The sequence below is a fragment of the Rathayibacter sp. AY1B5 genome (genome assembly GCF_002932795.1).
In the GTDB taxonomy this organism is placed as follows: domain Bacteria; phylum Actinomycetota; class Actinomycetes; order Actinomycetales; family Microbacteriaceae; genus Rathayibacter.
Genome location: NZ_PSWM01000001.1, coordinates 335,544 through 359,604 on the forward strand (window position 1 = coordinate 335,544; position 24,061 = coordinate 359,604).

A 24,061-nucleotide genomic window follows, 5' to 3' on the forward strand; every position below is an offset into this window, starting at 1 on the left:
CGGTCAGGACCGCTCCGAGGCTCCAGTTCGAGGAGCGACGTGACCGAGCCGACCCCCGCCACGACCGCCTGGATCCGCCCGCCCGCGCTCGACCTCGTCGCCGGGATCGGCCGCGGCATGGGCGAGCTCGCCGAGCGGATGGGGATCCTCTGGCACGAGCTCACGCCGCAGCACTCGGTGGCCTCGATGCCCGTCGAGGGCAACCGGCAGCCGGTCGGCATCCTGCACGGCGGCGCGCACGTCGTGCTCGCCGAGTCGATGGGCTCGATCGCGGCGAACGTGCACGCCGGCGAGGGCAGGCTGGCGATGGGCATCGAGCTGAACGCGAGCCACAGCCGCTCCGTCCGCTCGGGCTTCGTCATCGCCACCTGCGATGCGATCCACCTCGGCTCCACCCTCACCACGCACGAGATCGTCGTGCGCGATCAGGAGGGGCGCCGCCTCTCGACCGTGCGGATCACCAACATCATCCGCGACGCCCGCTGACCGCGCGGATCCGAGCTCGGTCAGGCATCGCTGCGGAAGATGAGATCGAGGACCGTGCCGAGGACCGCCACGATCCCCGCCGCGATCGATGATGCGATCGGCGCTCCGACCTCAAGAGCGACCACCGCGCCGACGATGCCCACCGCGAGTTGCAGGTAGTACGCCCGTGCCGCAGACCTCGTGCTGATTCGTTCGAAGAACCACGACCACCGTCCTCCCGAAGACGGCGGGATCGCTCGTGGCACGAAAGCGAGGATGAGGAGGCCGCCGATCAGGATCACGGGAGGCGCCGTCGTCTCGATGGCGGATCGAGATGCCCCGGCCGCGAGAAAGGTGACGAGCGAGACGGTGAAGAGAAGAAGGCCGAGCCTGGTCCGAGGTCGACCCCATCTGGGCTCACGAACTGCGTGTACTCGGACCATCTCCTACTCCCTGCACGGTTCCACGACGGGGAAGGATGCACCGGCCACAGAGTGCAGGTGCCGAATACCGACACATTTCCCATCGTCGTGAGCGCGGTCGGCTGCAGCGATCGCGACCCCGGCAGCCGCTCCACATCGCTGAGCGACCGATTCGCTGACCGAAAGAGCATCCTCCGTGGGTGACCATTCGGACCGTAGCACCGCGGCGCGCGGCCCTGTCAAGCGACGGCGCGCGACTGTGCCAGGTGGCGCACGAAGGACGACACTGAGCGGATGAGCCTTCGCCAACTCCTCAAGAGCCTTCCGTCCATGCCCTCCGATCTGCCCTCCTTCGATGCGGAGGCGGCTCCGGCCGATCCCCTCGAGCTGTTCGCGCAGTGGCTCGAGGAGGCGAAGGACGCCGGGCAGCTCCTCCCCCACGGCGCGACGCTCTCCACCGCCTCCGACGACGGCACCGTCTCGGCACGCGTGCTCGTGCTGCGCGAGATCGACGAGGCGGGCTGGGCGTTCTCCACCCACGCCACCAGCCCCAAGGGGCGCGCCATGGAGGAGAACCCGCACGCCGCGCTGACCTTCTTCTGGCCGGTGCAGGGCCGGCAGGTCCGGGTCGAGGGCCGCGTCGAGCGCGCGTCCGCGCAGGAGTCGGCCGACGACTTCCGCCGCCGCTCCGAGGCCGGGCGCACCGCCCTGCTCGTCGGACGCCAGAGCGAGCCGATGCGCAGCGCCCAGGACTTCGGGCTCGTCACGCTGCAGACCAGCGTCGCCGTCGGCTGCTCACCCGCTACGCTCGACCGCGAATGGGCCGTGTACCGCGTGGTCCCCGAGCGCATCGAGTTCTGGCAGGGCTCGACGGCGCCGGAGCAGGACCACACCCGCCTCGAGTACCGCCCGGGAAAGACGGAAGCGGGCGGCTCCCCGTGGGAGCGCACCCGCCTCTGGCCGTGAGCCCCGGAGGGCGGTGAGCGCTAGGCCTTCTTCGGGCTCAGCTGCTCGATGATCGCCTGGGCGACGTCGTGCATGGTGAGGCGGCGGTCCATCGACGCCTTCTGGATCCAGCGGAACGCCTCGGGCTCGGTGAGGCCCATCTTCTCGTTGAGCAGGCCCTTGGCGCGATCGACGAGCTTGCGGGTCTCGAAGCGCTCGACCATGTCGGCGACCTCGGCCTCGAGGGTGAGGATCTGGGCGTACCGCGAGAGGGCGATCTCGATCGCGGGCAGCAGGTCGTTGGGCGTGAAGGGCTTCACGACGTAGGCGAGCGCTCCGGCCTCGCTGGCACGCTCGACGAGCTCCTTCTGGCTGAAGGCGGTGAGCAGGACGACGGGCGCGATGTGCGCCTTCGAGAGGCGCTCGGCCGCCGAGATGCCGTCGAGCTGGGGCATCTTGACGTCCATGATGACGAGGTCGGGGCGCAGCTCGGTGGCGAGGGCCACAGCGGTCTCGCCGTCGCCGGCCTCGCCGACGACCTCGAAGCCGTTGTCGCGGAGGATCTCCACGATGTCGAGGCGGATGAGGGATTCGTCTTCGGCGACGACGACCCGACGGGGTGCGGTCGACGAGGGTTCCTGGTCAGTCACGCCGATGAGCCTACGGTATTCTCGACGGGCTGGTGATGAGCCGGTGTGGCGGAATGGCAGACGCGGGGCACTCAAAATGCTCTGTCCGAGAGGGCTTGTGGGTTCGAGTCCCACCACCGGTACCCGCCGGGTCGCGCGCTGCGCGCCTCCGCTCGCTAGCGTCGTCGGATGAGCACCGACCCCTGGCCCCTGTTCTCGCTGGAGCTGCGCACGCCGCGGCTCGAGCTGCATCCGGTCCGCGACGCCGACCTCGGCCCTCTCGCCGACGCCGCTCTCGCGGGCGTGCACGACAGCGGCCGCTCGCCGTTCCCCTCCCCCTGGGCCGAGGCGCCGCCGGAGCGCCTGCCCGGCGAGCTCGCGCGCTTCCACTGGTCGCAGCGCGCGCAGACGACGCGGGAGTCGTGGCGCGTCGCGTTCGCCGTGGTCGAGGACGGCCGGGTCGTCGGCTGCCAGGACGTGGTCGCCGAGTCCTTCGCCGCCACCCGCACCCTGACCTCGGGCTCGTGGCTCACCCGCTCGGCGCAGGGCCGCGGCCTCGGGCGCGAGATGCGCGCCGCCGTGCTCCTCCTCGCCTTCGACCACCTCGGAGCCGAGGTCGCCGAGAGCGCCGCCCTCGCCTGGAACGCTCGCTCGATCCGGGTGTCGGAGGCTCTCGGCTACCAGCCGAACGGGGCGCACCGGATCGTCGGCCCGGACGGCGCGTCGGTCGAGGAGCTGCGATTCCGCGTCACCCCGGAGACCCTGGTGCGGCCGGAGTGGACGCTCGGGGTCGCCGGGCTCGACGGTGCACGGGCGATCCTCGTCCAGGACTCGCTCGGTCCGTCCTCCCCGGCCTGATTCACCAGAACATCGTGCCCGGGGACCCCTTGAACGGACCGACCACGCGTGAGGTGATCCAGCCGCCGTAGAAGTCGCCCGGCTGCGGCTGGACCGTCTCGCCGTCGACCGTGCAGGAGTCCATCCGCCCGGGGTAGAGGGCGACCGTGTCGACGAGGGCCTCGAAGCCGCCCATCGGCTCCGGGTACGTCCAGCCCGCCGCCTCCGCGACCGCTCCTCCTCCGCGCACGGTGAGGTAGGAGGCCGCGCCCTTGAACTCGCAGATGCTGCGGCCCGGCGCGGGCTCGAGCGCCCCTGGCGCGAACGAGGACACGGGGAGGTAGTAGACGGGAGGGTGGCTCGTCTCGAGGACGCGCAGCGCCTCGCGGGTCTCGGCGACGACGACGCCCCCGAGCGTCACGACGACGTGCTCGGAGGTGGTCTCGACCCTGGGGGGTCGCGGGTAGTCCCAGACGGATTCCTGGCCCTCGGCGGGCGGCACGCGCTTCATCCCGCTCACGCTACGCGGCGGGGAGCGGCGCTCCGGCGCCTCCCAGAGGATGCCCGGCCGGGCGCCGCGACCCGGCGGATCGCCGCCGCCGGGACGCACGGGGGCCCCGGTCGCGTAACGTCGTCCCTGCGGCGGAACCCCGAGCCCGCGCGCAGAAGGAATCCAGAGTGCCCACCGAATGCATCCACGGCCTCGACATCGCGCTCTGCGACGTCTGCACCCCGAAGAAGCTCCCCGAGCAGGTCGGCCGTGCCACCCGCACCCCCGCGCGCGTGCCCGGCACCTCCCGTGCAGCCACCGCCCGCGCGGCCGCGCGCGGCACGGCGCGCGAGAAGCCCCTGCCCAAGGTCGACATCGCCGCGCAGCGGATCTACCACGTCACCCACCTCGACAACCTCGAGGCGATCGTCGCCGCCGGCGCGATCCTGGCGGACCAGCAGCTCGAGGAGCGCCCCGCGATCGACGTCAGTGCCGAGACCACCCGCGAGCACCGCCGTGCCGTCCAGGTGAAGGACGGCATGAGCGTCGCCGGCTTCGTGCCCTTCTTCCTCTCCCCCGACGCCGCACTCTGGGCCGACCTGCGCGGCGAGCGGGTCGCTCCGCACTGGTCGCCGAGCGCCCACACGACCACGGCCTCGCAGTACGTCGTCCTGGTGGGCTCGCTCGCCTCCGCCCCGGTGCTGAGCGACGGCGACGCCTCCCACGTCCTCACGCGCTTCACCGAGGGCGACGCGCTCGTGCGCACCTTCGCGCGCCTCCTCGTCGACGAGCCGGCTCTGCGCAGCGCCGAGGCGCTCGTGCCCGAGCGCTTCCCGCTCGACGGCGTCGCGACGGTCGGCGTGGCGTCGGTCGCCGCCCGGAACCGCGTCAAGGCTCTCTTCGAGGGCATCGACGCCTCTCCCCGCGTCGCTGTCTACCCGCCGTGGTTCCACCCGGTGGCCGAGGAGGAGTGACCCGGCGCTAGTCGGCCTCGAGGAGGTCGAGGCGGTCGGCCAGGTACCGGCGCAGCGGCATCAGTCCCTGCTCGCCCAGACCGGGCGCCCAGCGCACGAGCACCTCGGAGCCGCGCAGGGCCAGCGGCTCCTGGCCCGACTCGAGCGCCGGGGCGTCCAGGATGAGGCGCCGCCAGCCGTAGTTGACGATCTCGCCCTCCTGGAACGGTCCGTCGAAGGCGGCGCGCCGGATCTCGCGGCGCGCCTCCTGCGACTCCGACTGGTTGTTGGCGTGCAGTGGAGCGACGGCGCGGGTCACCGAGCCCGTCGCGAACAGCTCGCCTCCGCGCCCGAGGAGCACGACGCCCAGGCGCCACGCGCGGGTGACGGAGGCCATCACGGGCTTGCGGCGGAAGCCGAGGATCGCGCGCGGAGTCCGCAGCTCGGCGACGGCCTGGTCGGCGATGCCGCGGGCGTCGAGCTCGGCGGAGACCTCGCGCAGGAGCGCGGCCAGATCGGCGGCGGCCTGCTCGGCCCCTGGTGCTGCGGGCATCGGTCCTCCTCGGCTCGTCCCGCCAGCCTACGGGCGCGGTGTGCACCGGCCTCCCCGCTCCGCACCGCTAGCATCGCCTGACGACACCGAGGAGGACGAGCGATGCGCGTCATCATGATGGGCCCGCCCGGCGTGGGCAAGGGCACCCAGGCGGCCGTGCTGTCGCGCGAGCTGGGGGTGCCGGCCATCTCCACCGGCGATCTGTTCCGCGCGCACGTCGCCGACGGCACCGACCTCGGACGGCGCCTGCAGGCGCTCGTGGAGGCCGGCGAGTACGTGCCGGACGAGCTGACGAACGCGCTGGTGGCGGAGCGCATCGCCGAGGAGGACGCCCGGGACGGGTTCATCCTCGACGGCTACCCGCGCACGCTCGCCCAGGTGGACGCGCTGGCGGAGCTCCTCGAGGAGCGGGGCACGCCGCTGACGTGCGTCGTGCTGCTCACGGCCGACGCGGACGTGGTCCTCGCGCGGCTGCACGTGCGGGCGCAAGAGCAGGACCGTGCCGACGACGACCCCGAGGTCGTCCGGAACCGGATCGAGGTCTACGAGCGCGAGACCGCTCCCCTGGCGGAGGTCTACGACGAGCGCGAGCTCCTGGTGCGGATCGACGGCTCCGCCTCGCAGGACGAGGTCGCCGCGAGGATCATCGCGGCGTGCCGACCCGAGTGAGCCGGCCCGCCGCGACGGGAGGTCAGATCGCCGAGGCGAGGACCTCGTCGAGCTTGGCCGAGGCCTCCTCATCGGTGCCCTTCAGGGCGAGCGAGAGCTCCGACACGAGGATCTGACGCGCCTTGAGGAGCATCCGCTTCTCGCCGGCGGAGACGCCGCCCGCCTGCTCGCGGCGCCACAGGTCGCGGACGACCTCGCTGACGCGGTACACACTGCCGCTGGCCATCTTCTCCTGGTTGGCCTTGAAGCGGCGGGACCAGTTGCTTGCCTCCTCCGCGACGTCGCTGCGCAGGACGTCGTAGACGGCCTGGACTCCGGCGTCGTCGATGATCTCGCGGACGCCGACGAGCTCGGCGTTCTCGACGGGGAGGGTGATGGTGAGCTCGCTGGTGTGCACGTTCATGGTCATGAACGTCTTCTCGACGCCCTTGACCGAGCGCTTCTCGAGCCCGGTGATCGTCACCGCTCCGTGGTGCGGGTAGACCAGCGTCTCGCCGACCTCGAATGTCATCATGTCGTGCCTTTCGTCGTGGGGCGTGGTGGGAGTGAGGAGTCCAGGGGGCGCAGCGGCGCCGCGGCGAGCCAGGCCGGGAGCAGCGCGACGAGGTGCTCGACCAGCTCCTCGTCGGTGCCGTCGAGGGAGCCGGCGAGCCAGGCGCCGACCACGGAGAGGACACCGCCGGCCGCGAAGACCGCGGTGAGCTCGGGGTCGACCGATGCGGGGACGTCGACCCGGGCGAGCACCTCGCGGTGCAGGGCGAGCGCCGTGTCGAGCACGGCGTCGTCGGAGGCGACCCGGGCGGAGGCTCGCGCGCGGAGCCGGGCGTGGAAGGCGTGGCGGTCGACCAGCCGCTCGACGAGCCGCGAGTAGCCGCGCTGCAGGGCGTCGGCTCCGCAGCGGTCGGCGGGATCGCCCTCGGCGACGTCGGCGACCGCGAGGTCCTGGCGGAGCAGCGCGGAGGCGACTCCCGCCGCGTCGTCGAAGTGGGCGTAGAACGAGCTGCGGCTGATCCCGGCCTCGCGCACGATGTCGCTCACCGCGATGCCCTCGGCCCTCTCGCCGTCGCTCTGCATGACGAGGCGCTCGACCGCGTCGAACACGCGGCGGCGGGTGCGCCGGGCCCGCGGGTCGGCGGAACCGGGCGCCACCGGGTACTCCGCCGCGGGCACGGAGGCGAGGCGGGCGGAAGTCATCGACGTCAGTCTACCACTTCTCGGACAGGTGTACGGAAAGAGCGTCAGGCGCCGGTGCGCACCGGATCGAGGCCGGCGATGCGGTCGATCGCGGCCTGCTCGCTCGGCGAGACCCGGCCGAGATACCGGCCCAGGAACACGAACAGCAGGCGGTTCGCCGTGATCGCCGGCCACCACGGGCGCCGGAGGCCCAGGAGCCTCCGCACCTCGGGGCTGAGCGAGGCGACCGCGCCGGCGAACAGCAGCGGGTAGACCACGCCCGCCTCCCCCGGCAGCCGGATGTCGCGGAGGAAGCCGACCGCCTCGTGCACGCGCGCGTCGGGCTTGAGCTCGCCCGCGAATCCGGCGAGCTGCGCGCGGAGCTCCGCGACGCTCTCGGGCGGATCCTCCACTCCGAGCAGTCGGCCGGAGGCGGCCCACTCGCGCACGTAGGCGTCGGGGCCGCCGGGGATCCGTCCACCCCAGATCTCGTGAGCGCCGAGGAACGCGTCGGTGAAGGCGTCGTGCACCCAGAGCAGCAGGCGGGGATCCTGGGCGGAGTAGGAGCGCTCGCGCCCGCCGGCGTCCTCGTAGGAGCCGACGATCCGCTCGTGCACGCCGGTCACCCAGCGCGCCGCTCCGCTCGCCGCGGCGGTGTCCCCGAAGCTGGTGGTCAGGACCCAGCGGACCGTGTTGTCGAGCCGGCCCATCGGGTCCTCGCGGTAGCGGGAGTGATCGTGGACACCGGCCATCGCTCCGGCGTGAAGGGTCTGCATGAGCAGAGCCCGCACTCCGGCGATCATCGTCGGCAGCCCTCCGTTCACCGCCCAGACCGCGCTGCCCGGCCCGAAGAGCCCGGCGTCGTCGCCCTTCTCGAGGGCCACGATCCAGTCGGCGCGGGGGCGGGGGCGGCGGCGTCTCATCCGCTCAGTGTGCGCTCGGACCCTGGGTCGCGGCTGGCCGTTCCGTCACCCTTCGTGGGGCCGTGGTCACTCGGCCAACAGCTCGCGGACGTCATCGGCCGTCAGCGCCCGCGCGAAGAGCTCGCCCTCGTCGAGCACCGCTGCGCTGAGACGGCCCTTGCGCTCCTGGAGGCGCACGATCTTCTCCTCGATCGTGTCCGCCGCCACCAGCCGGTACACGTTCACCCGCCGCTCCTGGCCGATGCGATGCGCGCGGTCGACGGCCTGCGCCTCGGCCGCCGGGTTCCACCACGGGTCGAGGATGAAGACGTGATCGGCCTCGGTGAGCGTGAGCCCGGTGCCGCCCGCCTTCAGGCTGATCAGGAAGACGGGCGCGGCTCCCGAGCGGAACTCCTCGATCACTCCCGCGCGGTCCCGGGTGGAGCCGTCGAGCTGCACGAAGGGGATGCCGCGCCGGCGCAGCCGCTCCCCCGCCCGCTCCAGGTACGACGTGAAAGTGCTGAAGACGAGGGCTCGGCGGCCCTCCGCGATCACGTCGTCGAGCTGCTGGACGAGCACGTCGAGCTTCGCGGACGGAACGTGCCGGTAGGCCGGGTCGACCAGGGACGCGTCGAGCGCGAGCAGGCGCAGCAGGGTGAGCGAGCGGAACACCGTGAAGCGCTGCCGGTCGAGGTCGTCGACCAGGCCCAGGAGCTTCCGGCGCTCGCGCTGGAGGTAGCCGTCGTAGAGCACTCGGTGGGCGGGAGTCAGCGCGACCTCGATCGTCTGCTCCTGCTTCTCGGGGAGCTCCGGCGCCACCGCCTCCTTGGTGCGGCGGAGCAGGAACGGACGCAGTCGCCGACGCAGTCTCTCGAGGCGGCGGCGCGCGCCCTCGGTGTGGCTGACGGTCCGCCCCTCGGACAGATCGGGCGAGGCGATGCCGACGGGCGCCTCCGCGTGCAGGATCGGCCGGGTGTACTCCTCGCGGAAGCGGCGCAGCGGCGGCAGGAGCCCGGGCGCCACGAGGGCGAGGACCGCCCAGAGCTCATCGAGCGAGTTCTCCAGCGGAGTGCCCGTGAGAGCGAGCGTGACGGGCGCGCCGACCCCGCGGGCGGCCAGGTGCGTCTGCGAGGCCGGGTTCTTGACGAACTGGGCCTCGTCGAGGATCAGCGCCGACCACGTCCTCGCCGCCCAGCGCTCGCCACCGAGGCGCAGGACCGCGTAGCTGGTGAGGACCACGTCCGCGTCGGCCGGGATCGCGTCGAGCGCGCCCTCCCGCGAGCTCGCGACGACGTGGACGCGCAGGGCGGGCGCGAAGCGCTCGGCCTCCGAGCGCCAGCCCGGCACGACCGACGTGGGGGCGACCACGAGGAACGGCGCGCGGCGGATCCCGGCGCGGCCCGCCTCCTCGACCGCGTCGAGCATCATGGCCAGCGCCTGCAGGGTCTTGCCGAGGCCCATGTCGTCGGCCAGGATCCCGCCCAGTCCGTGGCGGAGGCGGTGCACGAGCCAGGCGTAGCCCGCCCGCTGGTACGGGCGCAGCCGGGCGGTCAGTCCCTCCGGCGGCTCCACGTCCTCCGGCGACCCGGCGGCCAGCGCGGAGTCGAGCACGGCGCGCCACGCGTCGGAGGGGACGCTCTCGTCAGCGAGCTCCTCCAGCTCGTTCCAGAGCCCGGTCTGGTGCCGGCCGAGCCGCGGTCCCGTCTCCCACTCCTCGAGCTCGTCCGCCCGGGTCAGCAGCTCCCGGAGCCGGTCGAGGCCGGGGTGCGCGAGCGAGAGGTAGGAGTGGTCGACCAGGCGGATGCGGTCGCCGCCCGCCGCCAGAGCGCGGAAGAGGGGCAGGAACGGCACGGTCGCGTCGCCGATCGTCACGACGACGCCGAGGTCGAACCAGTCGGCGCTCTCGGTGTCGACGGCGGTGACGGTGAGCGTGAGCGGCCCGGTCAGCAGGCGGTAGTCCGGGGCCGCGCCCTCGCGCTCGACCCGGACGCCGCCGATCCCCTCCAGCTGCGGGAGCTGCTCCACCACGAACACCGCCGCCTCGGCCCCGCGCAGGACCGCGCTCGTCCCCGGCTCCGGCACGACGGCGGATCCGGCCTCGCCGAGCACCGAGCGCACCCGGCGGAGCACCGCGCGCTCGAGAGCCGCGTCGGCCGTGCCGTCGAGCTCGCCCGCGCGATCGGGCGAGCGGCGCCAGTGCCAGCCGACCCTGACGGCGCGCCGCGGCTCGAACGAGACCGTGCAGACCAGGCGCGGCGGCTCCGGGTCGTCCAGGACGAGGTCGACGCCCTCCTCGCGGACCGCGACCCGGCCCCGGAGGGCGGGGAGGTGCTCGCCGACGAACTCGGGCACGTCCTCCGCCGGGACCACCGTCTCCTCGGGGTGGTCGAGGAGCCGCAGCTCCTCGTCGTCGAAGGGAAGGGACGCGGGCGCGAGCAGGAGCGAGGAAGGATCGCCGCCCTCGACCGCGTACACGCCGTGCCGGGCGACCGGACGCGCCGACTCCGGTGCGTGCTCCGCACCGTCGATCCGCAGCACCGGCCGCAACCGGAGCGATCCCTCCTCCGCCGAGACCGTCACCGCCACGTGCGCGGGACCGGCGAGGCGGACCGATCCCTTCTCCGGGGCGAGCAGCGGGATCCCGGCGGCCTGCGCCTGCTCGAGAAGCCGCCAGAGCAGCGGGCTCTCGTAGTCGTCGAGGTGGATCCAGTCGGGGTCCTGCCCCAGGTGGACGGTGCGCGTGGCGCGGTGCAGGGCCGCGAACTCGGCGAACCAGCGCTGGTGAGCGGGGTCGAGCGAGAGCCGGTGGGTCTGGAAGTTCAGCGACTTCCACGTGAGGGTGGTGCGGTTCCAGGCGCCCCCGCGCCCGCGGACGACGGGGCGGGTGGCCAGACGGTGGTCGCGGCGCTCGCCGGGGTCGTAGGTCTTCGCCGTGACGCGCTCGCTCGCGGGCGCCCGCCACGGATCGTCGGCCCGGCGCACCAGTCGGCGCAGCTCGAACTGCAGCCCGATCGGCGTGAGGACGGGCGGCGACTCGGCCTCGGCGGATCCGCTGAGCTCGCCGACGCGGGCGCGCCAGGAGGAGGGGATCGACTCGGGAGGCACCGCCCCATGCTGCCACGCGCCGCCGACATGCCCGCCCGCACCGCGCGACGGGCAGAATCGGAGAATGACCAGCAGCGACTCCCCCGCGCCCACCGCCCTCACCCTCGGCAGCGAGAGCCTGCGCCTCGCCCTGACGACCGCCGGCGCCGAGATGACGTCCCTCCGGGACGAGGAGGGCCGCGAGTACCTGTGGCAGGCCGGCCCGGAGTGGCGCCGGCACGCGCCCGTGCTGTTCCCGATCATCGGCCGCCTCCCCGGCGACACGCTGCACCACGACGGCGCGGACCACCGGATGGGTCAGCACGGCTTCGCGCGGGACCGCGTCTTCGAGCTCGCGGGCGTCTCGGCGGACGAGGCGGTGTTCCGGCTCCGGAGCGACGACGCCACGCGCGCGGTGTTCCCCTTCGACTGGACGCTCCTCATCGCCTACGCCGTGACCGGCGCCTCGCTCCGGATCACCCAGACCGTCGAGAACAGGGGTCCCTCTCCCCTGGGCTTCTCGCTCGGCAACCACCCGGCCTTCGCGCTGCCGCTGCCCGAGGGCCGCGGCGAGCACCGCATCCGCTTCGCGCAGCCCGAGCCGGAGGGGTTCCGCCGCGCTCCGGAGAACCTGCTGCTGGAGGCCCGCCACCCGGCGCCGCTCGAGGACGGGGTCCTGACGGTCGACGACGGCCACTTCGAGGAGGGCGTGATGATCTTCGACGAGCCTCGCCGCCGGACCCTCAGGCTCGAGGCCGACGGCGCCGCCCGTGCGATCGTCGTCGACACCGGGGACTTCGACGTGGTCGGCGTATGGAAGCCCGTCGGGGCACCGTTCGTCTGCCTCGAGCCGTGGCGGAGCGTCCCGACACCCGAGGGCTGGGACGGCGACATCGTCGACAAGCCGCGCCAGATCGTCCTCGAGCCGGGCGGACGGCGGTCGCTGTCCTACAGCATCGCGCTGAGCTGAACGTCCTCGCGCTGGATCTGCGCGTCGAGCAGCTCGAAGCGGCGGATGATGAGCCCCTCGCGGGTGGCCCAGGGGCAGATCACCAGCGTCTCGACGCCGAGGGCGTCCATGGCCGCCTCCGCGACGAGAGCGCCCGCGAGCAGCTGCGGAGCCCGCAGAGCGGAGACGCCGGGGAGGGCTGAGCGGTCGGCCGTGCTGATCGCGGCGAGGCGGGAGGACCACAGCCGGAGGTCGACCAGGTGCAGCTCGCGGCGCATCAGCGGACCGGCCGCGCTCGGAGCGGCGCCGGTGATCCGCGCCAAGGAGCGGAAGGTCTTCGACGTGCCTGCGACCAGGTCGGGGCGCCCCAGGGCGAGGAAGCCGCGGACGGGCTCCGCGAGCACCTCGCGGGCGTGACGCCGGGCGGCCTTCACGCTCGTGGCCGAAGCGGGATCGCCGAGCAGCAGGTCGCGCGTCACCCTGCCCGCTCCGAGCGGGACCGACACGGCGAGCTCGGGCACCTCGTCCACACCCATCGAGAGCTCGAACGAGCCGCCGCCGATGTCGAGGTCCAGGATCGAGCCCGCGCCCCAGCCGAACCAGCGGCGCACGGCGAGGAAGGTGGCCGAGGCCTCCGCCTCGCCTCCGAGCTCCTGGAGGTGCACACCCGTCTCGGCGCGGACCCGGTCGAGGACCGCCGCACCGTTGCCGGCCTCGCGGATCGCGGAGGTCGCGAACGCCAGCAGGTCCTCCGCGCGATGCTCGCGGGCGACCTCGGCGGCCTCGGTCACGAACGCGATCAGTTCGCGCTGGCCACGCTCGGTGATCTCCCCCGCCGCGTCCAGGTGCGCCACGAGAGCGAGGCTCCGCTTGTGCGAGCGGTAGGGCACCGGGCGGGCGCCGGGGTGCGCGTCGACGAGGAGCAGGTGGACCGTGTTGGAGCCGATGTCGAGTACGCCGAGTCGCATGGGTCCACGGTATAGGCCCGCGGAGGCACGTCCCGCCACGCGGACCGCCGGGGAACGCCGGAGGGCCCGGCCGCTCGCGCGGCCGGGCCCTCCGGGGGTGCTGGACTCAGTGGTCCCAGTTCTCGGCCCTGTCGGCCGAGCTGGACGAGCCGACGATGTGCACCCGCATGTCGTTCGTCGTGCCGGCGCGCCCGGGGGGCGATCCGGAGACGACGACCACGGTCTCGCCCGCCTGGGCGAGGCCCTCGCGGAGCAGCACCGCGTCCACCTGCGCGAACATCGCGTCGGTGTGGTTGACGCGCGGCGTGACGAAGGACTGGACGCCCCAGTTCAGCGCCATGCGGCGGCGGACGGCGGGCTCGGGGGTGAAGCCGATGATCGGGATGCCGTGGCGCAGGCGCGTCATGCGGCGGACCGAGTCGCCCGACTCCGTGAACACGCAGAGGAACTTCGCCTCGACGAACTCCGCGACCTCGGCGGCGGCCAGCGTGACCGATCCGCCCTGGGTGCGGGGCTTGCTGCCCAGCGGGGGGATGCGCTCCAGGCCGTGCTCCTCGGTGGACTCGACGATGCGGGCCATGGTCTGCACGGTGACGACGGGCCAGGCGCCGACGCTGGTCTCGCCCGAGAGCATGACCGCGTCCGCGCCGTCGAGGATGGCGTTCGCGACGTCCGAGGCCTCGGCCCGCGTGGGGCGGGGGCTCTCGATCATCGACTCGAGCATCTGGGTGGCGACGATGACCGGCTTCGCCCAGCGGCGGGCGAGCTCGACGGCGTGCTTCTGCACGATCGGCACCGCCTCGAGGGGCAGCTCGACGCCGAGGTCGCCGCGGGCGACCATGATGCCGTCGAAGACGTCGATGATCTCCTGGAGGTTGTCGACCGCCTGCGGCTTCTCGATCTTGGCGATGACGGGAGCCTTGCGGCCCTCCTCCGCCATGATCTCGTGCACGCGCTCGATGTCGCTGGCGTTGCGCACGAAGGAGAGGGCGATGATGTCGGCGCCGAGGCGGATCGCCCAGCGGAGGTCGTCCTCGTCCTTCTGGGAGAGTGCGGGGACGTTGACCGCGACGCCGGGCAGGTTGATGCCCTTGTTGTTCGAGACGTTGCCGGGGACGACGACCTCGGTGACGACCCGGGGGCCCTCGACGGCGGTGACGCGGACAGCGACCTTGCCGTCGTCGATGAGGAGCATGTCGCCCGGGTTCACGTCGTCCGGGAGGCCCTTGAACGTGGTGCCCGAGAGCTCGCGCGTGCCGAGGACGTCCTCGGTGGTGATGGTGAAGACGTCGCCCTCGGCGAGGGCGTACGGACCGCCCTCGAACTTGCCGAGGCGGATCTTCGGACCCTGCAGGTCGACGAGGATCGCGACCGCGCGCCCGGCGTCGTCCGCGGCCTTCCGCACGAGGCGGTAGATCCCTTCGTGGACGTCGTAGCTTCCATGACTGAGGTTCATGCGGGCCACGTCCACGCCGGCGTCGATGATCGCACGAATGGTCTCGTACGACGACGTTGCCGGGCCGAGGGTGGCGACGATTTTCGCTCGTCTCATTGAGGGGGTGCTCCGTTGTTCTGCGCCCGGAGGCGCGTCGTTAGCGGGGAGGGTGAGCTGATTGCTGGCGGGCCGAGACTATCGCGTCCCGGGGACTAGAGCGTGAAGCCCCGGTCGTTCGGACCGACCGGCGCGGGCAGCTGGGTCGTGCCCTCGAGGTAGCGGTCGACCTCGGCCGCGACGGAGCGGCCCTCGGCGATCGCCCAGACGATCAGGGACTGGCCCCGCCCGGCGTCTCCGGCCACGAAGACCCCGGGGACGCTGGTCTCGAAGGCGTCGCCGCGCGCGACGTTGCCGCGCTCGGTGAAGGGGACCTCGAGCTGGCGGCCGAGGTGGTCCGACTCCGGACCGGTGAAGCCGAGCGCCAGGAGGACCAGGTCCGCCGGGATCTCGCGCTCGGTGCCCGCCTTGGGGACGCGGCGTCCGTCGAGGTACTCGGTCTCGGCCACGCGCACCGCGCGGACCTCGCCGCCCTCGTTCGCGAGGAACTCCACGGTCGACGCGAGGAACATCCGCTCCCCGCCCTCCTCGTGAGCGCTCGAGATCTCGAACACGGTCGGGTCCATCGGCCAGGGCTGGCTGTCCGGGCGCTGCGACGGCGGCTGCTGCCCGATCGCCAGGTTCGTGACCGAGGCGGCCTTCTGGCGATGGGCGGTGCCGATGCAGTCCGCTCCGGTGTCGCCTCCACCCAGGACGACGACGTGCTTGCCCTCGGCCGAGATCTGCTCGAAGACGCGGTCGCCCGCGATCGCGTGGTTCGACTGCACGAGGTACTCCATGGCGAAGTGTACGCCGTCGAGGTCGCGACCCGGGATCGGCAGATCGCGCGGCACGAGGGCGCCGGTGGCGACGACGACCGCGTCGTAGCGCGCCCGCAGGTCGTCCCAGGTGATGTCGGAGCCGATGTCGACGCCCGCGCGGAAGCGGGTGCCCTCTGCCTTCATCTGGTTCAGGCGCAGCTCGAGGTGCTTCTTCTCCATTTTGAAGTCCGGGATCCCGTAGCGCAGGAGGCCGCCGATGCGGTCGTCGCGCTCGTAGACCGCGACGGTGTGCCCGGCGCGGGTGAGCTGCTGCGCGGCGGCGAGCCCCGCGGGTCCGGAGCCGACGACCGCGACGGTCTTGCCGGTCAGGCGCTCCGGCGGGTGCGGCTGCACCCAGTCGTTGCCGAACGCCTGATCGATGATCGAGACCTCGATCTGCTTGATCGTGACGGCCGGCTGGTTGATGCCGAGCACGCAGGACGACTCGCACGGCGCCGGGCAGAGCCGGCCCGTGAACTCCGGGAAGTTGTTCGTCGCGTGCAGGCGCTCGATCGCCTGGCGACCCTCGCCGCGCCACATCAGGTCGTTCCACTCGGGGATCAGGTTCCCCAGCGGGCAGCCCTTGTGGCAGAACGGGATGCCGCAGTCCATGCAGCGGCCCGCCTGCCGGCGCAGCACGGCGGAGTCGCCCTGCTCGTAGACCTCTTTCCAGTCCATCAGGCGGACGGACACGGGACGCCGCTTGGGCAGCTCCCGGTCCTGCACCTTCAGGAACCCCTTGGGATCAGCCACCGGTCACCTCCAGAATCCGTCCCCAGACGACGTCGCCGTCGGGGTCGAGCCCCTCCTCCACAGCGGATGCGCGCGTCGCGAGCACCGCGGCGAAGTCGCGGGGCAGTACCTTGACGAAACGCGAGACCGTTCCGTCGAAATCGTCGAGCATCCCCTGGGCCAGGGTCGACTCGGTCTCCGCGACGTGCCGCTCGAGCAGGTCGCGCAGGATCTCCACATCGGCGCTGCCGAGCTCGGAGAGGGTCAGCTCGCCGGAGGCGATCGCGTCGCGGTTCACGAGCTCGCGGCGCAGGCCGTGGATGTAGGCGGTGCCGCCGGACATGCCTGCGCCGAGGTTCCGCCCGGTCTCGCCGAGGATCACGGCCAGACCGCCCGTCATGTACTCCAGCGCGTGGTCGCCCACTCCCTCGACCACGGCGGTGGCGCCGGAGTTGCGGACCAGGAAGCGCTCGCCGACCATCCCGCGGATGAACATGGTGCCCTGGGTCGCCCCGTAGCCGATCACGTTGCCCGCGATCACGTTCGTCGAGGCGTCGAAGGTGCTGCGGCGATCCGGCCGCACCACGATCTGGCCGCCCGAGAGGCCCTTGCCGACGTAGTCGTTGGAGTCGCCCTCGAGCCGCAGCGTGATGCCGGCGGGAAGGAAGGCTCCGAGCGACTGCCCGGCCGAGCCGCGGAGCGACACGACGATGGAGTCGGCCGGCAGGCCGTTCTCGCCGAAGCGGACCGTGACCTCGTGGCCGAGCATGGTGCCGACGGCGCGCTCGGTGTTCTTGATCTCGCGCTCGATCCGGACGGTGCCGCGGTGGTCGAGCACGTTCGCCGCGAGGCGGATCAGTTCGTTGTCGAAGTGGCGCTCGAGCTCGTGCTCCTGCGCGCGGCCGTGGCGGCGCGGCTCCTCGGCCGTGAAGACCGGTCCGACGAGGATCGGCGTCAGGTCGAGCCCGCTCGCCTTCCAGTGCTCGATCGCCCGGTCGACGTCGAGCAGCTCGCGGTGGCCGACGATCTCGTCGACGCTCCGGAAGCCGAGCTTCGCGAGGTACTCGCGCACCTCCTGGGCGATGAACTCGAAGAAGTTGACGACGAACTCGGGCTTGCCGGAGAACCGCTGGCGCAGCTCCGGGTTCTGCGTCGCGACGCCCACCGGGCACGTGTCGAGGTGGCAGACGCGCATCATGATGCAGCCCTCGACGATCAGCGGAGCCGTCGCGAAGCCGAACTCCTCGGCTCCGAGCAGCGCGCCGATGACGACGTCGCGGCCGGTCTTCATCTGGCCGTCCACCTGCACGACCACGCGGTCGCGCATGCCGTTGAGCATCAGCGTCTGCTGGGTCTCGGCCAGGCCGAGCTCCCAGGGCGTGCCCGCGTGCTTGAGCGAGTTCACCGGGCTCGCACCGGTGCCGCCGTCGTGACCCGAGACGAGGATCACATCGGCGAGGGCCTTCGCGGTGCCGGCGGCGACCGCTCCGATGCCCGACTGGCTGACCAGCTTCGCGTGGATGCGCGCCGACGGGTTCGCCCGCTTGAGATCGAAGATCAGCTGCTTCAGGTCCTCGATCGAGTAGATGTCGTGGTGGGGCGGCGGCGAGATCAGGCCGACGCCGGCGGTCGCGTGCCGGGTGCGCGCGATCCACGGGTAGACCTTCGTGGGCGGCAGCTGACCGCCCTCGCCGGGCTTGGCGCCCTGAGCGAGCTTGATCTGGATGTCGTCGGCGTGGGTGAGGTACATGCTCGTGACGCCGAAACGGCCCGACGCGACCTGCTTGATCGCGGAGCGGCGCTCGGGGTCGAGCAGCCGCTCGGTGTCCTCGCCGCCCTCTCCGGTGTTCGACTTGGCGCCGAGGCGGTTCATCGCGATGGCGAGGGTCTCGTGCGCCTCCGGCGAGATGGAGCCGTAGCTCATCGCGCCCGTCGAGAAGCGCTTGACGATCGCCTCGACCGGCTCGACCTCGTCGATCGGGATCGGGGTGCGTCCCGCGGTGTCGAGCGTGAACATGCCGCGGAGGGTCATCAGCGAGCTCGCCTGGTCGTCGACCATCTTCGTGTACTCGCGGAAGACGTCGTAGCGGCGGTTGCGCGTCGAGTGCTGCAGGCGGAACACCGTGTCCGGGTTGAACAGGTGGGGGGCGCCGTCGCGGCGCCACTGGTACTCGCCGCCGACCGCCAGGCGCTCGTGGGCGACGATCGCGCCGTCCTCGGGGTACGCGGCGCGGTGGCGCGCGGCGTTCTCCTCGGCGACGACGTCGATGCCGATGCCGCCGAGCTTCGAGACGGTGCCGGTGAAGTACTGGTCGACGAACACCTGGCTGAGGCCGACGGCCTCGAAGGTCTGCGCGCCGGCGTAGCTCGACACGGTGGAGATCCCCATCTTGGACATGATCTTCAGCACGCCCTTGCCGAGCGCCTTGATCACGTTCTTCACGGCCTTCTCCGGCGAGACGTCCGACAGCATGCCGCTGCGGACCAGGTCCTCGCAGGTCTCCATCGCCAGGTACGGGTTGACCGCGGAGGCGCCGTAGCCGATCAGCGTCGCCACGTGGTGCACCTCGCGGACGTCGCCCGCCTCGACCACGAGCCCCACGCGCATCCGGTTCTCGGTGCGGATGAGGTGGTGGTGCACGGCGGCGAGCATCAGCAGCGACGGGATCGGCGCGAGGTCCTTGGTGGAGTCGCGGTCCGAGAGCACCAGGAACTGGGCTCCCGCGGCGATGGCCTCGTCGGCCTCGTCGCACATCTCGTCGATGCGGTCCTGCATCGCCCGGGGTCCCGCGTCGACGCGGTAGAGGCCGCGGATCGTCGTGGTGATGTGGCTCAGCGGGCGCGGCGCGATGTGCTGGATCTTCGCGAGCTCGTCGTTGTCGATGACCGGGAAGTCGAGGACCACCTGGCGTGCGTGCTCGGCGCCGGCGGTCAGCAGGTTCCGCTCGGGGCCGAGCCCCAGGCGGAGCGAGGTCACGACCTCCTCGCGGATCGAGTCCAGCGGCGGGTTCGTCACCTGCGCGAAGGCCTGCGTGAAGTAGTCGAAGAGCAGGCGGGGGCGCTTCGACAGCACGGCCACGGGGGTGTCCGAGCCCATCGCTCCGAGCGGCTCCGCACCGGCGCGCGCCATCGGCAGCAGGAGGAGACGGACCTCCTCCTCCGTGTAGCCGAAGGTGCGCTGGCGGCGGTTGACCGACGCCGGCGTGTGCACGATGTGCTCGCGCTCGGGGAGGTCCTTGAGGTTGATGCGGCCCTTCTCGAGCCACTCCTCGAACGGACCGGAGGCGGCGAGCTGCCCCTTGATCTCCTCGTCCTCGACGATGCGGCCCTGCTCGGTGTCGACGAGGAACATGCGTCCGGGCTGGAGGCGTCCCTTGCGGACCACCTTCGCGGGGTCGATGTCGAGCACGCCGATCTCGCTGGCCAGCACCACGAGCCCGTCGTCGGTGACGACGTAGCGGCCGGGGCGCAGGCCGTTGCGGTCGAGGGTGGCGCCGACGAGCTCGCCGTCGGTGAAGACGATCGCGGCCGGGCCGTCCCACGGCTCCATGAGCATCGAGTGGTACTCGTAGAACGCGCGCCGCTTCGGGTCGAGCGCGCCGTCCTGGTTCTCCCAGGCCTCCGGGACCATCATCATGACCGCGTGCGGGAGCGACCGGCCGGCCAGGTTGAGCAGCTCGACGGTCTCGTCGAACGAGGCGGAGTCGCTGCGGCCGGGCGAGACGATCGGGAACAGCGGAGCCAGGTCGCCCAGCTCGCGGCTCTTCAGCTGCGACTGGCGTGCGCGCATCCAGTTGCGGTTGCCCTGCACCGTGTTGATCTCGCCGTTGTGCGCGATCATCCGGAACGGCTGAGCGAGCGGCCACGACGGGAAGGTGTTGGTGGAGTAGCGGGAGTGCACCAGCGCGAGCTTCGAGGCGAAGCGCTCGTCGGACAGGTCCGGGTAGAACGGCTCCAGCTGGAGCGTCGTCACCATGCCCTTGTACACGAGCGTCCGGCTCGAGAGCGACATGAAGTAGACCTCGAGCTCGCGCTCGACGCGCTTGCGCAGGCGGAAGGTCAGGCGGTCGAGGCGGATGGAGGAGAGGGGCGTGCCGCTCTCGTCGGTCAGCTCGCTCCGGATGAACAGCTGCTCGATCGCCGGCATGGCGGCCCGGGCGAGCGTGCCGATCTCGTCGGGCTGCACGGGCACGGAGCGCCAGCCGACCACGGCGAGGTTCTCCTCGCGGGCGATGTCGGCGATCGTCGACTTGACCCGCTCGCGTTCGAACACGTCCACCGGGAGGAAGGCGTTGCCGACCGCGTACTGGCCCAGCGGTGGGAGCTCGAAGGGAGCGACCGCGCGGAGGAACTCGTCCGGGATCTGCGTGATGATGCCCGCGCCGTCGCCCGTTCCGGCGTCGGAGCCGACCGCGCCGCGGTGCTCGAGGTTGCGCAGCGCGTTCAGCGCGGCGTCGATGATGTCGTGGCCGGCGGTGCCGCGCATGGTGGCGACCATCGCGAGACCGCACGCGTCCTTCTCGGCGGCAGGGTCGTACATCCCCTGCGCCGGCGGCATGCCCAGGAAGGGCACGGCGCGGGCCGGGGTCGAGGGCTGGGCGGAGGCCATGGGAACCGTCCTCACGGGGGTGATGGCTGATCGGGACGTCGCTGGCCCGCGGTGGTGGAGGAGGGGCGGCTCCCCGATCGGGAGGGCCGCAGGGTTCTGCCGCGGCGCGAGCGTCGCGCGCCGTCGGCGGTGCCTGCACGACGACCCGCCCGCGGCAGCGCTCGTGGCTGCGCCGCGATGGGGCGGTCGTGGAGGTGTCGGGCACCCGGGTGGCGGTCGCGGAGGCTCCGCGACCTCCGTCAGGTGCGGGAGACCGTCGGCTTCTCGGCGTCGGTGCCGGAAGCAGGGGTGGTGGTGTCGTCGGAGTCGTACTCGACGTCCTCGAATTCTACCGCAGCCGGGGCGGGCGTCCACTCGCGACCCGGGCGGTAGGCCGAGGGCTCGGCACCGGGGTGCTCCCGCTTCTGGATCACCACGAGGACCAGGCCGACGACCACGGCGATGAGCGCGGCCCAGACGTTCGTGCGGATGCCCCAGAAGAACTCGCTCGGATCGATCCGGATGGACTCGAACCAGACGCGTCCGATCCCGTACCAGATCAGGTAGGCGGCGAAGACGGTCCCCCACTGCAGCTTCAGACGGCGCTCGAGCAGGAGGATGACCGCGATGCCCACCACGTTCCACAGGATCTCGTAGAGGAAGGTCGGGTGGAAGAGCGTGCCCGCCGGGAGGCCGACGGGGAAGGCGGGGTTGGTGGTCTCGATCTCGAGGCCCCAGGGCAGGGTCGTGGGCAGGCCGAAGAGCTCGTGGTTGAACCAGTTGCCCAGGCGCCCGAGCGCCTGCGCGGCGAGCATGCCGGGCGCGAGGGCGTCGGCGAAGGTCCAGAAGCGCACTCCTGTCCAGCGGCAGCCGATGAACGCGCCGACCGCGCCTCCGATCAGGCCGCCGAAGATGGCGTTGCCGCCGTTCCAGATGCGGACGACCTCCCACGGGTCGGCGCCGTCGTAGAAGTAGTCGCCGGGGTGGGTGAGCACGTGGTAGGCGCGGGCGCCGACGATGCCCAGCGGCACCGCCCAGATGATGATGTCGAGGACGACCCACGGCTCGGCGCCGCGGCGCTTGAGGCGCTGGTTCGTCATGATCGTCGCCACGATGATCCCCGCGAGGATGCAGAGCGCGTAGGTGTGGATCGCGAGCGTGAAGGTGCCGATCGTGAGGTCGTACTGACTCCACGCGTCGGGGGGGCTCGGAATGCTCAGCGGTACGGACACCGGTACTCGACCTTTCGAAGGAGGGGGTCCCCCGGGCACGGCTCGGCCGCGCCCCGGTGGGCATCCCGATTGTAGCGGGAGGGTGTCAGCGCGCGGAGCGCAGGCGGGTGCCCTCGGCGAGGCCGCGGGAGGTCTCGGCGACCGCGTCGACACCGCCGGACGCCAGGGCGCGCACGAGAGCGGAGCCGACGATCGCGCCGTCCGCGTAGGCGAGGATCTCGGCGACCTGCTCGCCGGTCGAGATGCCCAGGCCGACGCACGCGCTCTCGGAGCCGGCGGCGCGGAGGCGGTCGACCAGGGTGCGGGCCGCGGAGTCGACGTCGGTGCGCGCGCCGGTGATGCCCATCGTCGAGACCGCGTAGACGAATCCGCGGCTCGAGTCGACGGCCTGACGCAGGCGCGTGTCCGTCGAGGACGGTGCCGCGAGGAACACGCGGTCGAGTCCGAGCCGCTCGGAGACGGCGAGCCACTCGGCGCCCTCGTCCGGGATCAGGTCGGGCGTGATGAGGCCGGACCCGCCGGCCTCGGCCAGATCGGTGGCGAATCGCTCGACCCCGTACTGCAGGACCGGGTTGTAGTAGGTCATCACCAGGACCGGCACGTCGACGCGCGCCCGGATCTCACGGACCGCCTCGAAGCCGTGGCGGAGGCGGAAGCCGCCCGCGATGGCGGCCTGGGTCGCCTCCTGGATGACGGGACCGTCCATCACCGGGTCGGAGTACGGCAGGCCCAGCTCGATCGCGTCGACGCCGTTCTCGGCCATGGCCACGGCGGCGTCGATGCTGGTCGGCAGGTCCGGGAAGCCGACGGGGAGGTAGCCGATCAGGGCGCCCGCCGCCTCCTCGTTCCGGCGCCGGACGGTCTCGGCGACGCTCGGTCCGCGGCCGCTCACGACTGCACCGCGCCCTGGTCCATGAGGCCGAAGTAGTGCGCCGCCGTCGTCATGTCCTTGTCGCCGCGGCCGGAGAGGTTCACCAGGATGGTGGCCTCGGGGCCGAGCTCGCGCCCGAGCTCCAGCGTGCCGGCCAGCGCGTGCGCGGACTCGATCGCCGGGATGATCCCCTCGGTGCGGCTGAGGAGCATGAGCGCGTCCATCGCCGCCGAGTCGGTGACCGCGCGGTAGTCGGCGCGGCCGATGCTCGAGAGCCACGCGTGCTCCGGGCCGATTCCCGGGTAGTCGAGGCCGGCCGAGATCGAGTGCGACTCGACGGTCTGGCCGTCCTCGTCCTGGAGGAGGAAGCTGCGGGCGCCGTGCAGGACGCCGGGGCGGCCCTTGCTGATGGTCGCCGCATGGCGGGGCGTCTCGATCCCGTCGCCGCCGGCCTCGAAGCCGACGAGGCGGACCTCGGGGTCGTCGAGGAAGGCGTGGAAGATCCCCATCGCGTTGGAGCCGCCGCCGACGCAGGCGGTGACCGCGGTGGGCAGCGAGCCGGTGAGCTCGAGGACCTGCTCGCGCGCCTCCTCGCCGATGATCTTCTGGAAGTCGCGGACGAGGGCCGGGAACGGGTGCGGGCCCGCGACGGTGCCGAAGATGTAGTTCGTGGTGCCGACGTTCGTGACCCAGTCGCGCATCGCGTCGTTGATCGCGTCCTTGAGGGTGCGCGAGCCGGTCGTCACGGGGATGACCTCGGCGCCGAGCAGGCGCATGCGGGCGACGTTGAGGGCCTGGCGCTCGGTGTCGACCTCGCCCATGTAGACCACGCAGTCGAGGCCGAACAGGGCGGCGGCCGTGGCGGTCGCGACGCCGTGCTGGCCCGCTCCCGTCTCGGCGATGACGCGGGTCTTGCCGATCCGCTTGGTGAGCAGCGCCTGGCCCAGCACGTTGTTGATCTTGTGCGAGCCGGTGTGGTTGAGGTCCTCGCGCTTGAGGATGATCCGCGCACCGCCGGCGTGCTCGGCGAACCGCGGCACCTCGGTGATGATCGACGGACGGCCGGTGTAGCTGCGGTGCAGCTCCATCAGCTCGGCGGCGAACGCGGGGTCGACCTTCGTGCGCTCGTACTCGGCGCTCAGCTCGTCGAGGGCCTCGACGAGGGACTCGGGGACGTAGCGTCCGCCGAACTCGCCGAAGTAGGGGCCGAGTTCATCCCGGAGTGCCATGGGGGTACCGCCTATCGG

Annotated in this window: 21 protein-coding genes and 1 tRNA gene; 7 read left to right on the forward strand and 15 right to left on the reverse strand. The window is 72.3% G+C overall.

The window, feature by feature from the left end:
- Positions 1-39: 39 nt before the first annotated feature.
- A complete protein-coding gene (locus tag C5D44_RS01525; RefSeq protein ID WP_374954062.1) occupies positions 40-486 on the forward strand; it encodes a PaaI family thioesterase in 447 nt (148 codons plus the stop codon).
- A gap of 20 nt (positions 487-506) precedes the next feature.
- Here the strand turns inward: C5D44_RS01525 and C5D44_RS17550 are convergent, their stop codons facing one another.
- Positions 507-767, reverse strand: coding sequence for a hypothetical protein (locus tag C5D44_RS17550; protein WP_146082563.1), 261 nt, complete (start codon positions 765-767; stop codon positions 507-509).
- Between the two features lie 414 nt (positions 768-1,181).
- Here C5D44_RS17550 and C5D44_RS01530 point away from each other — a divergent pair, with 414 nt between their 5' ends.
- Positions 1,182-1,853 (forward strand): pyridoxal 5'-phosphate synthase, encoded by a 672-nt coding sequence (locus C5D44_RS01530; RefSeq protein ID WP_104280631.1) that lies wholly within the window; start codon positions 1,182-1,184, stop codon positions 1,851-1,853.
- Positions 1,854-1,873: 20 nt separating this feature from the next.
- Here the strand turns inward: C5D44_RS01530 and C5D44_RS01535 are convergent, their stop codons facing one another.
- Positions 1,874-2,482: an ANTAR domain-containing response regulator gene (locus tag C5D44_RS01535; RefSeq protein WP_104275582.1), complete on the reverse strand. Its 609-nt coding sequence runs from the start codon at positions 2,480-2,482 to the stop codon at positions 1,874-1,876.
- A gap of 39 nt (positions 2,483-2,521) precedes the next feature.
- Here C5D44_RS01535 and C5D44_RS01540 point away from each other — a divergent pair.
- Together C5D44_RS01540 and C5D44_RS01545 are read left to right on the forward strand one after the other, a co-directional pair.
- A tRNA-Leu gene (locus C5D44_RS01540) sits at positions 2,522-2,604 on the forward strand.
- Between the two features lie 46 nt (positions 2,605-2,650).
- Entirely contained in the window at positions 2,651-3,319 is a 669-nt protein-coding gene (locus C5D44_RS01545) for a GNAT family N-acetyltransferase (protein ID WP_104280632.1), read from the forward strand.
- Between the two features lies 1 nt (position 3,320).
- Here the strand turns inward: C5D44_RS01545 and C5D44_RS01550 are convergent, their stop codons facing one another.
- On the reverse strand, positions 3,321-3,809 hold the full coding sequence (locus C5D44_RS01550) for a DUF427 domain-containing protein (protein ID WP_104280633.1): 489 nt from the start codon (positions 3,807-3,809) through the stop codon (positions 3,321-3,323).
- Between the two features lie 167 nt (positions 3,810-3,976).
- Here C5D44_RS01550 and C5D44_RS01555 point away from each other — a divergent pair, with 167 nt between their 5' ends.
- Positions 3,977-4,762 (forward strand): DarT ssDNA thymidine ADP-ribosyltransferase family protein, encoded by a 786-nt coding sequence (locus tag C5D44_RS01555; RefSeq protein ID WP_181118418.1) that lies wholly within the window; start codon positions 3,977-3,979, stop codon positions 4,760-4,762.
- Between the two features lie 7 nt (positions 4,763-4,769).
- Here C5D44_RS01555 and C5D44_RS17850 read toward each other — a convergent pair whose 3' ends face one another.
- Entirely contained in the window at positions 4,770-5,294 is a 525-nt protein-coding gene (locus C5D44_RS17850; RefSeq protein ID WP_181109975.1) for a hypothetical protein, read from the reverse strand.
- 102 nt (positions 5,295-5,396) lie between these two features.
- Between C5D44_RS17850 and C5D44_RS01565 the strand changes: the two genes are divergently transcribed.
- Positions 5,397-5,963, forward strand: a complete 567-nt coding sequence (locus C5D44_RS01565; RefSeq protein WP_104280635.1) for an adenylate kinase — start codon at positions 5,397-5,399, stop codon at positions 5,961-5,963.
- Between the two features lie 22 nt (positions 5,964-5,985).
- Here the strand turns inward: C5D44_RS01565 and C5D44_RS01570 are convergent, their stop codons facing one another.
- The 4 genes from C5D44_RS01570 to C5D44_RS01585 all read right to left on the reverse strand — a co-directional run bounded on the left by C5D44_RS01570 (position 5,986) and on the right by C5D44_RS01585 (position 11,143).
- Complete coding sequence (locus C5D44_RS01570) at positions 5,986-6,474, reverse strand: CarD family transcriptional regulator (protein ID WP_068257183.1); 489 nt, start codon at positions 6,472-6,474, stop codon at positions 5,986-5,988.
- Complete coding sequence (locus C5D44_RS01575) at positions 6,474-7,157, reverse strand: TetR/AcrR family transcriptional regulator (RefSeq protein WP_104280636.1); 684 nt, start codon at positions 7,155-7,157, stop codon at positions 6,474-6,476. The genes C5D44_RS01570 and C5D44_RS01575 overlap by 1 nt, the downstream gene beginning before the upstream one ends.
- Positions 7,158-7,201: 44 nt before the next feature.
- Positions 7,202-8,059, reverse strand: a complete 858-nt coding sequence (locus C5D44_RS01580; RefSeq protein WP_104280637.1) for an oxygenase MpaB family protein — start codon at positions 8,057-8,059, stop codon at positions 7,202-7,204.
- A 66-nt stretch (positions 8,060-8,125) separates the two neighbouring features.
- Positions 8,126-11,143 (reverse strand): DEAD/DEAH box helicase, encoded by a 3,018-nt coding sequence (locus tag C5D44_RS01585; RefSeq protein WP_258067218.1) that lies wholly within the window; start codon positions 11,141-11,143, stop codon positions 8,126-8,128.
- Positions 11,144-11,207: 64 nt separating this feature from the next.
- On the opposite strand from C5D44_RS01585, the gene C5D44_RS01590 reads away from it, so the two are divergent.
- Complete coding sequence (locus C5D44_RS01590; protein WP_104275574.1) at positions 11,208-12,092, forward strand: aldose 1-epimerase family protein; 885 nt, start codon at positions 11,208-11,210, stop codon at positions 12,090-12,092.
- Here the strand turns inward: C5D44_RS01590 and C5D44_RS01595 are convergent.
- From C5D44_RS01595 to trpB, 7 genes are all read right to left on the reverse strand, one after another.
- Positions 12,071-13,039 (reverse strand): exopolyphosphatase, encoded by a 969-nt coding sequence (locus C5D44_RS01595; protein ID WP_104280638.1) that lies wholly within the window; start codon positions 13,037-13,039, stop codon positions 12,071-12,073. The two genes, C5D44_RS01590 and C5D44_RS01595, sit on opposite strands and share 22 nt — an antisense overlap.
- Positions 13,040-13,145: 106 nt before the next feature.
- On the reverse strand, positions 13,146-14,591 hold the full coding sequence (pyk, locus tag C5D44_RS01600; RefSeq protein WP_104275572.1) for a pyruvate kinase: 1,446 nt from the start codon (positions 14,589-14,591) through the stop codon (positions 13,146-13,148).
- 95 nt (positions 14,592-14,686) lie between these two features.
- The gene (locus tag C5D44_RS01605) at positions 14,687-16,144 is read right to left on the reverse strand and encodes a glutamate synthase subunit beta (protein WP_104275571.1); all 1,458 of its coding nucleotides are present in this window, start codon (positions 16,142-16,144) and stop codon (positions 14,687-14,689) included.
- Positions 16,137-20,732, reverse strand: a complete 4,596-nt coding sequence (gltB, locus tag C5D44_RS01610) for a glutamate synthase large subunit (RefSeq protein WP_104275570.1) — start codon at positions 20,730-20,732, stop codon at positions 16,137-16,139. The genes C5D44_RS01605 and gltB overlap by 8 nt, the downstream gene beginning before the upstream one ends.
- Positions 20,733-20,971: 239 nt before the next feature.
- On the reverse strand, positions 20,972-21,943 hold the full coding sequence (lgt, locus tag C5D44_RS01615; RefSeq protein WP_258067216.1) for a prolipoprotein diacylglyceryl transferase: 972 nt from the start codon (positions 21,941-21,943) through the stop codon (positions 20,972-20,974).
- An 85-nt stretch (positions 21,944-22,028) separates the two neighbouring features.
- The gene (gene trpA, locus C5D44_RS01620; RefSeq protein ID WP_104232657.1) at positions 22,029-22,835 is read right to left on the reverse strand and encodes a tryptophan synthase subunit alpha; all 807 of its coding nucleotides are present in this window, start codon (positions 22,833-22,835) and stop codon (positions 22,029-22,031) included.
- Positions 22,832-24,043, reverse strand: a complete 1,212-nt coding sequence (gene trpB / locus C5D44_RS01625) for a tryptophan synthase subunit beta (protein WP_104225310.1) — start codon at positions 24,041-24,043, stop codon at positions 22,832-22,834. The genes trpA and trpB overlap by 4 nt, the downstream gene beginning before the upstream one ends.
- Positions 24,044-24,061 lie beyond the last annotated feature (18 nt).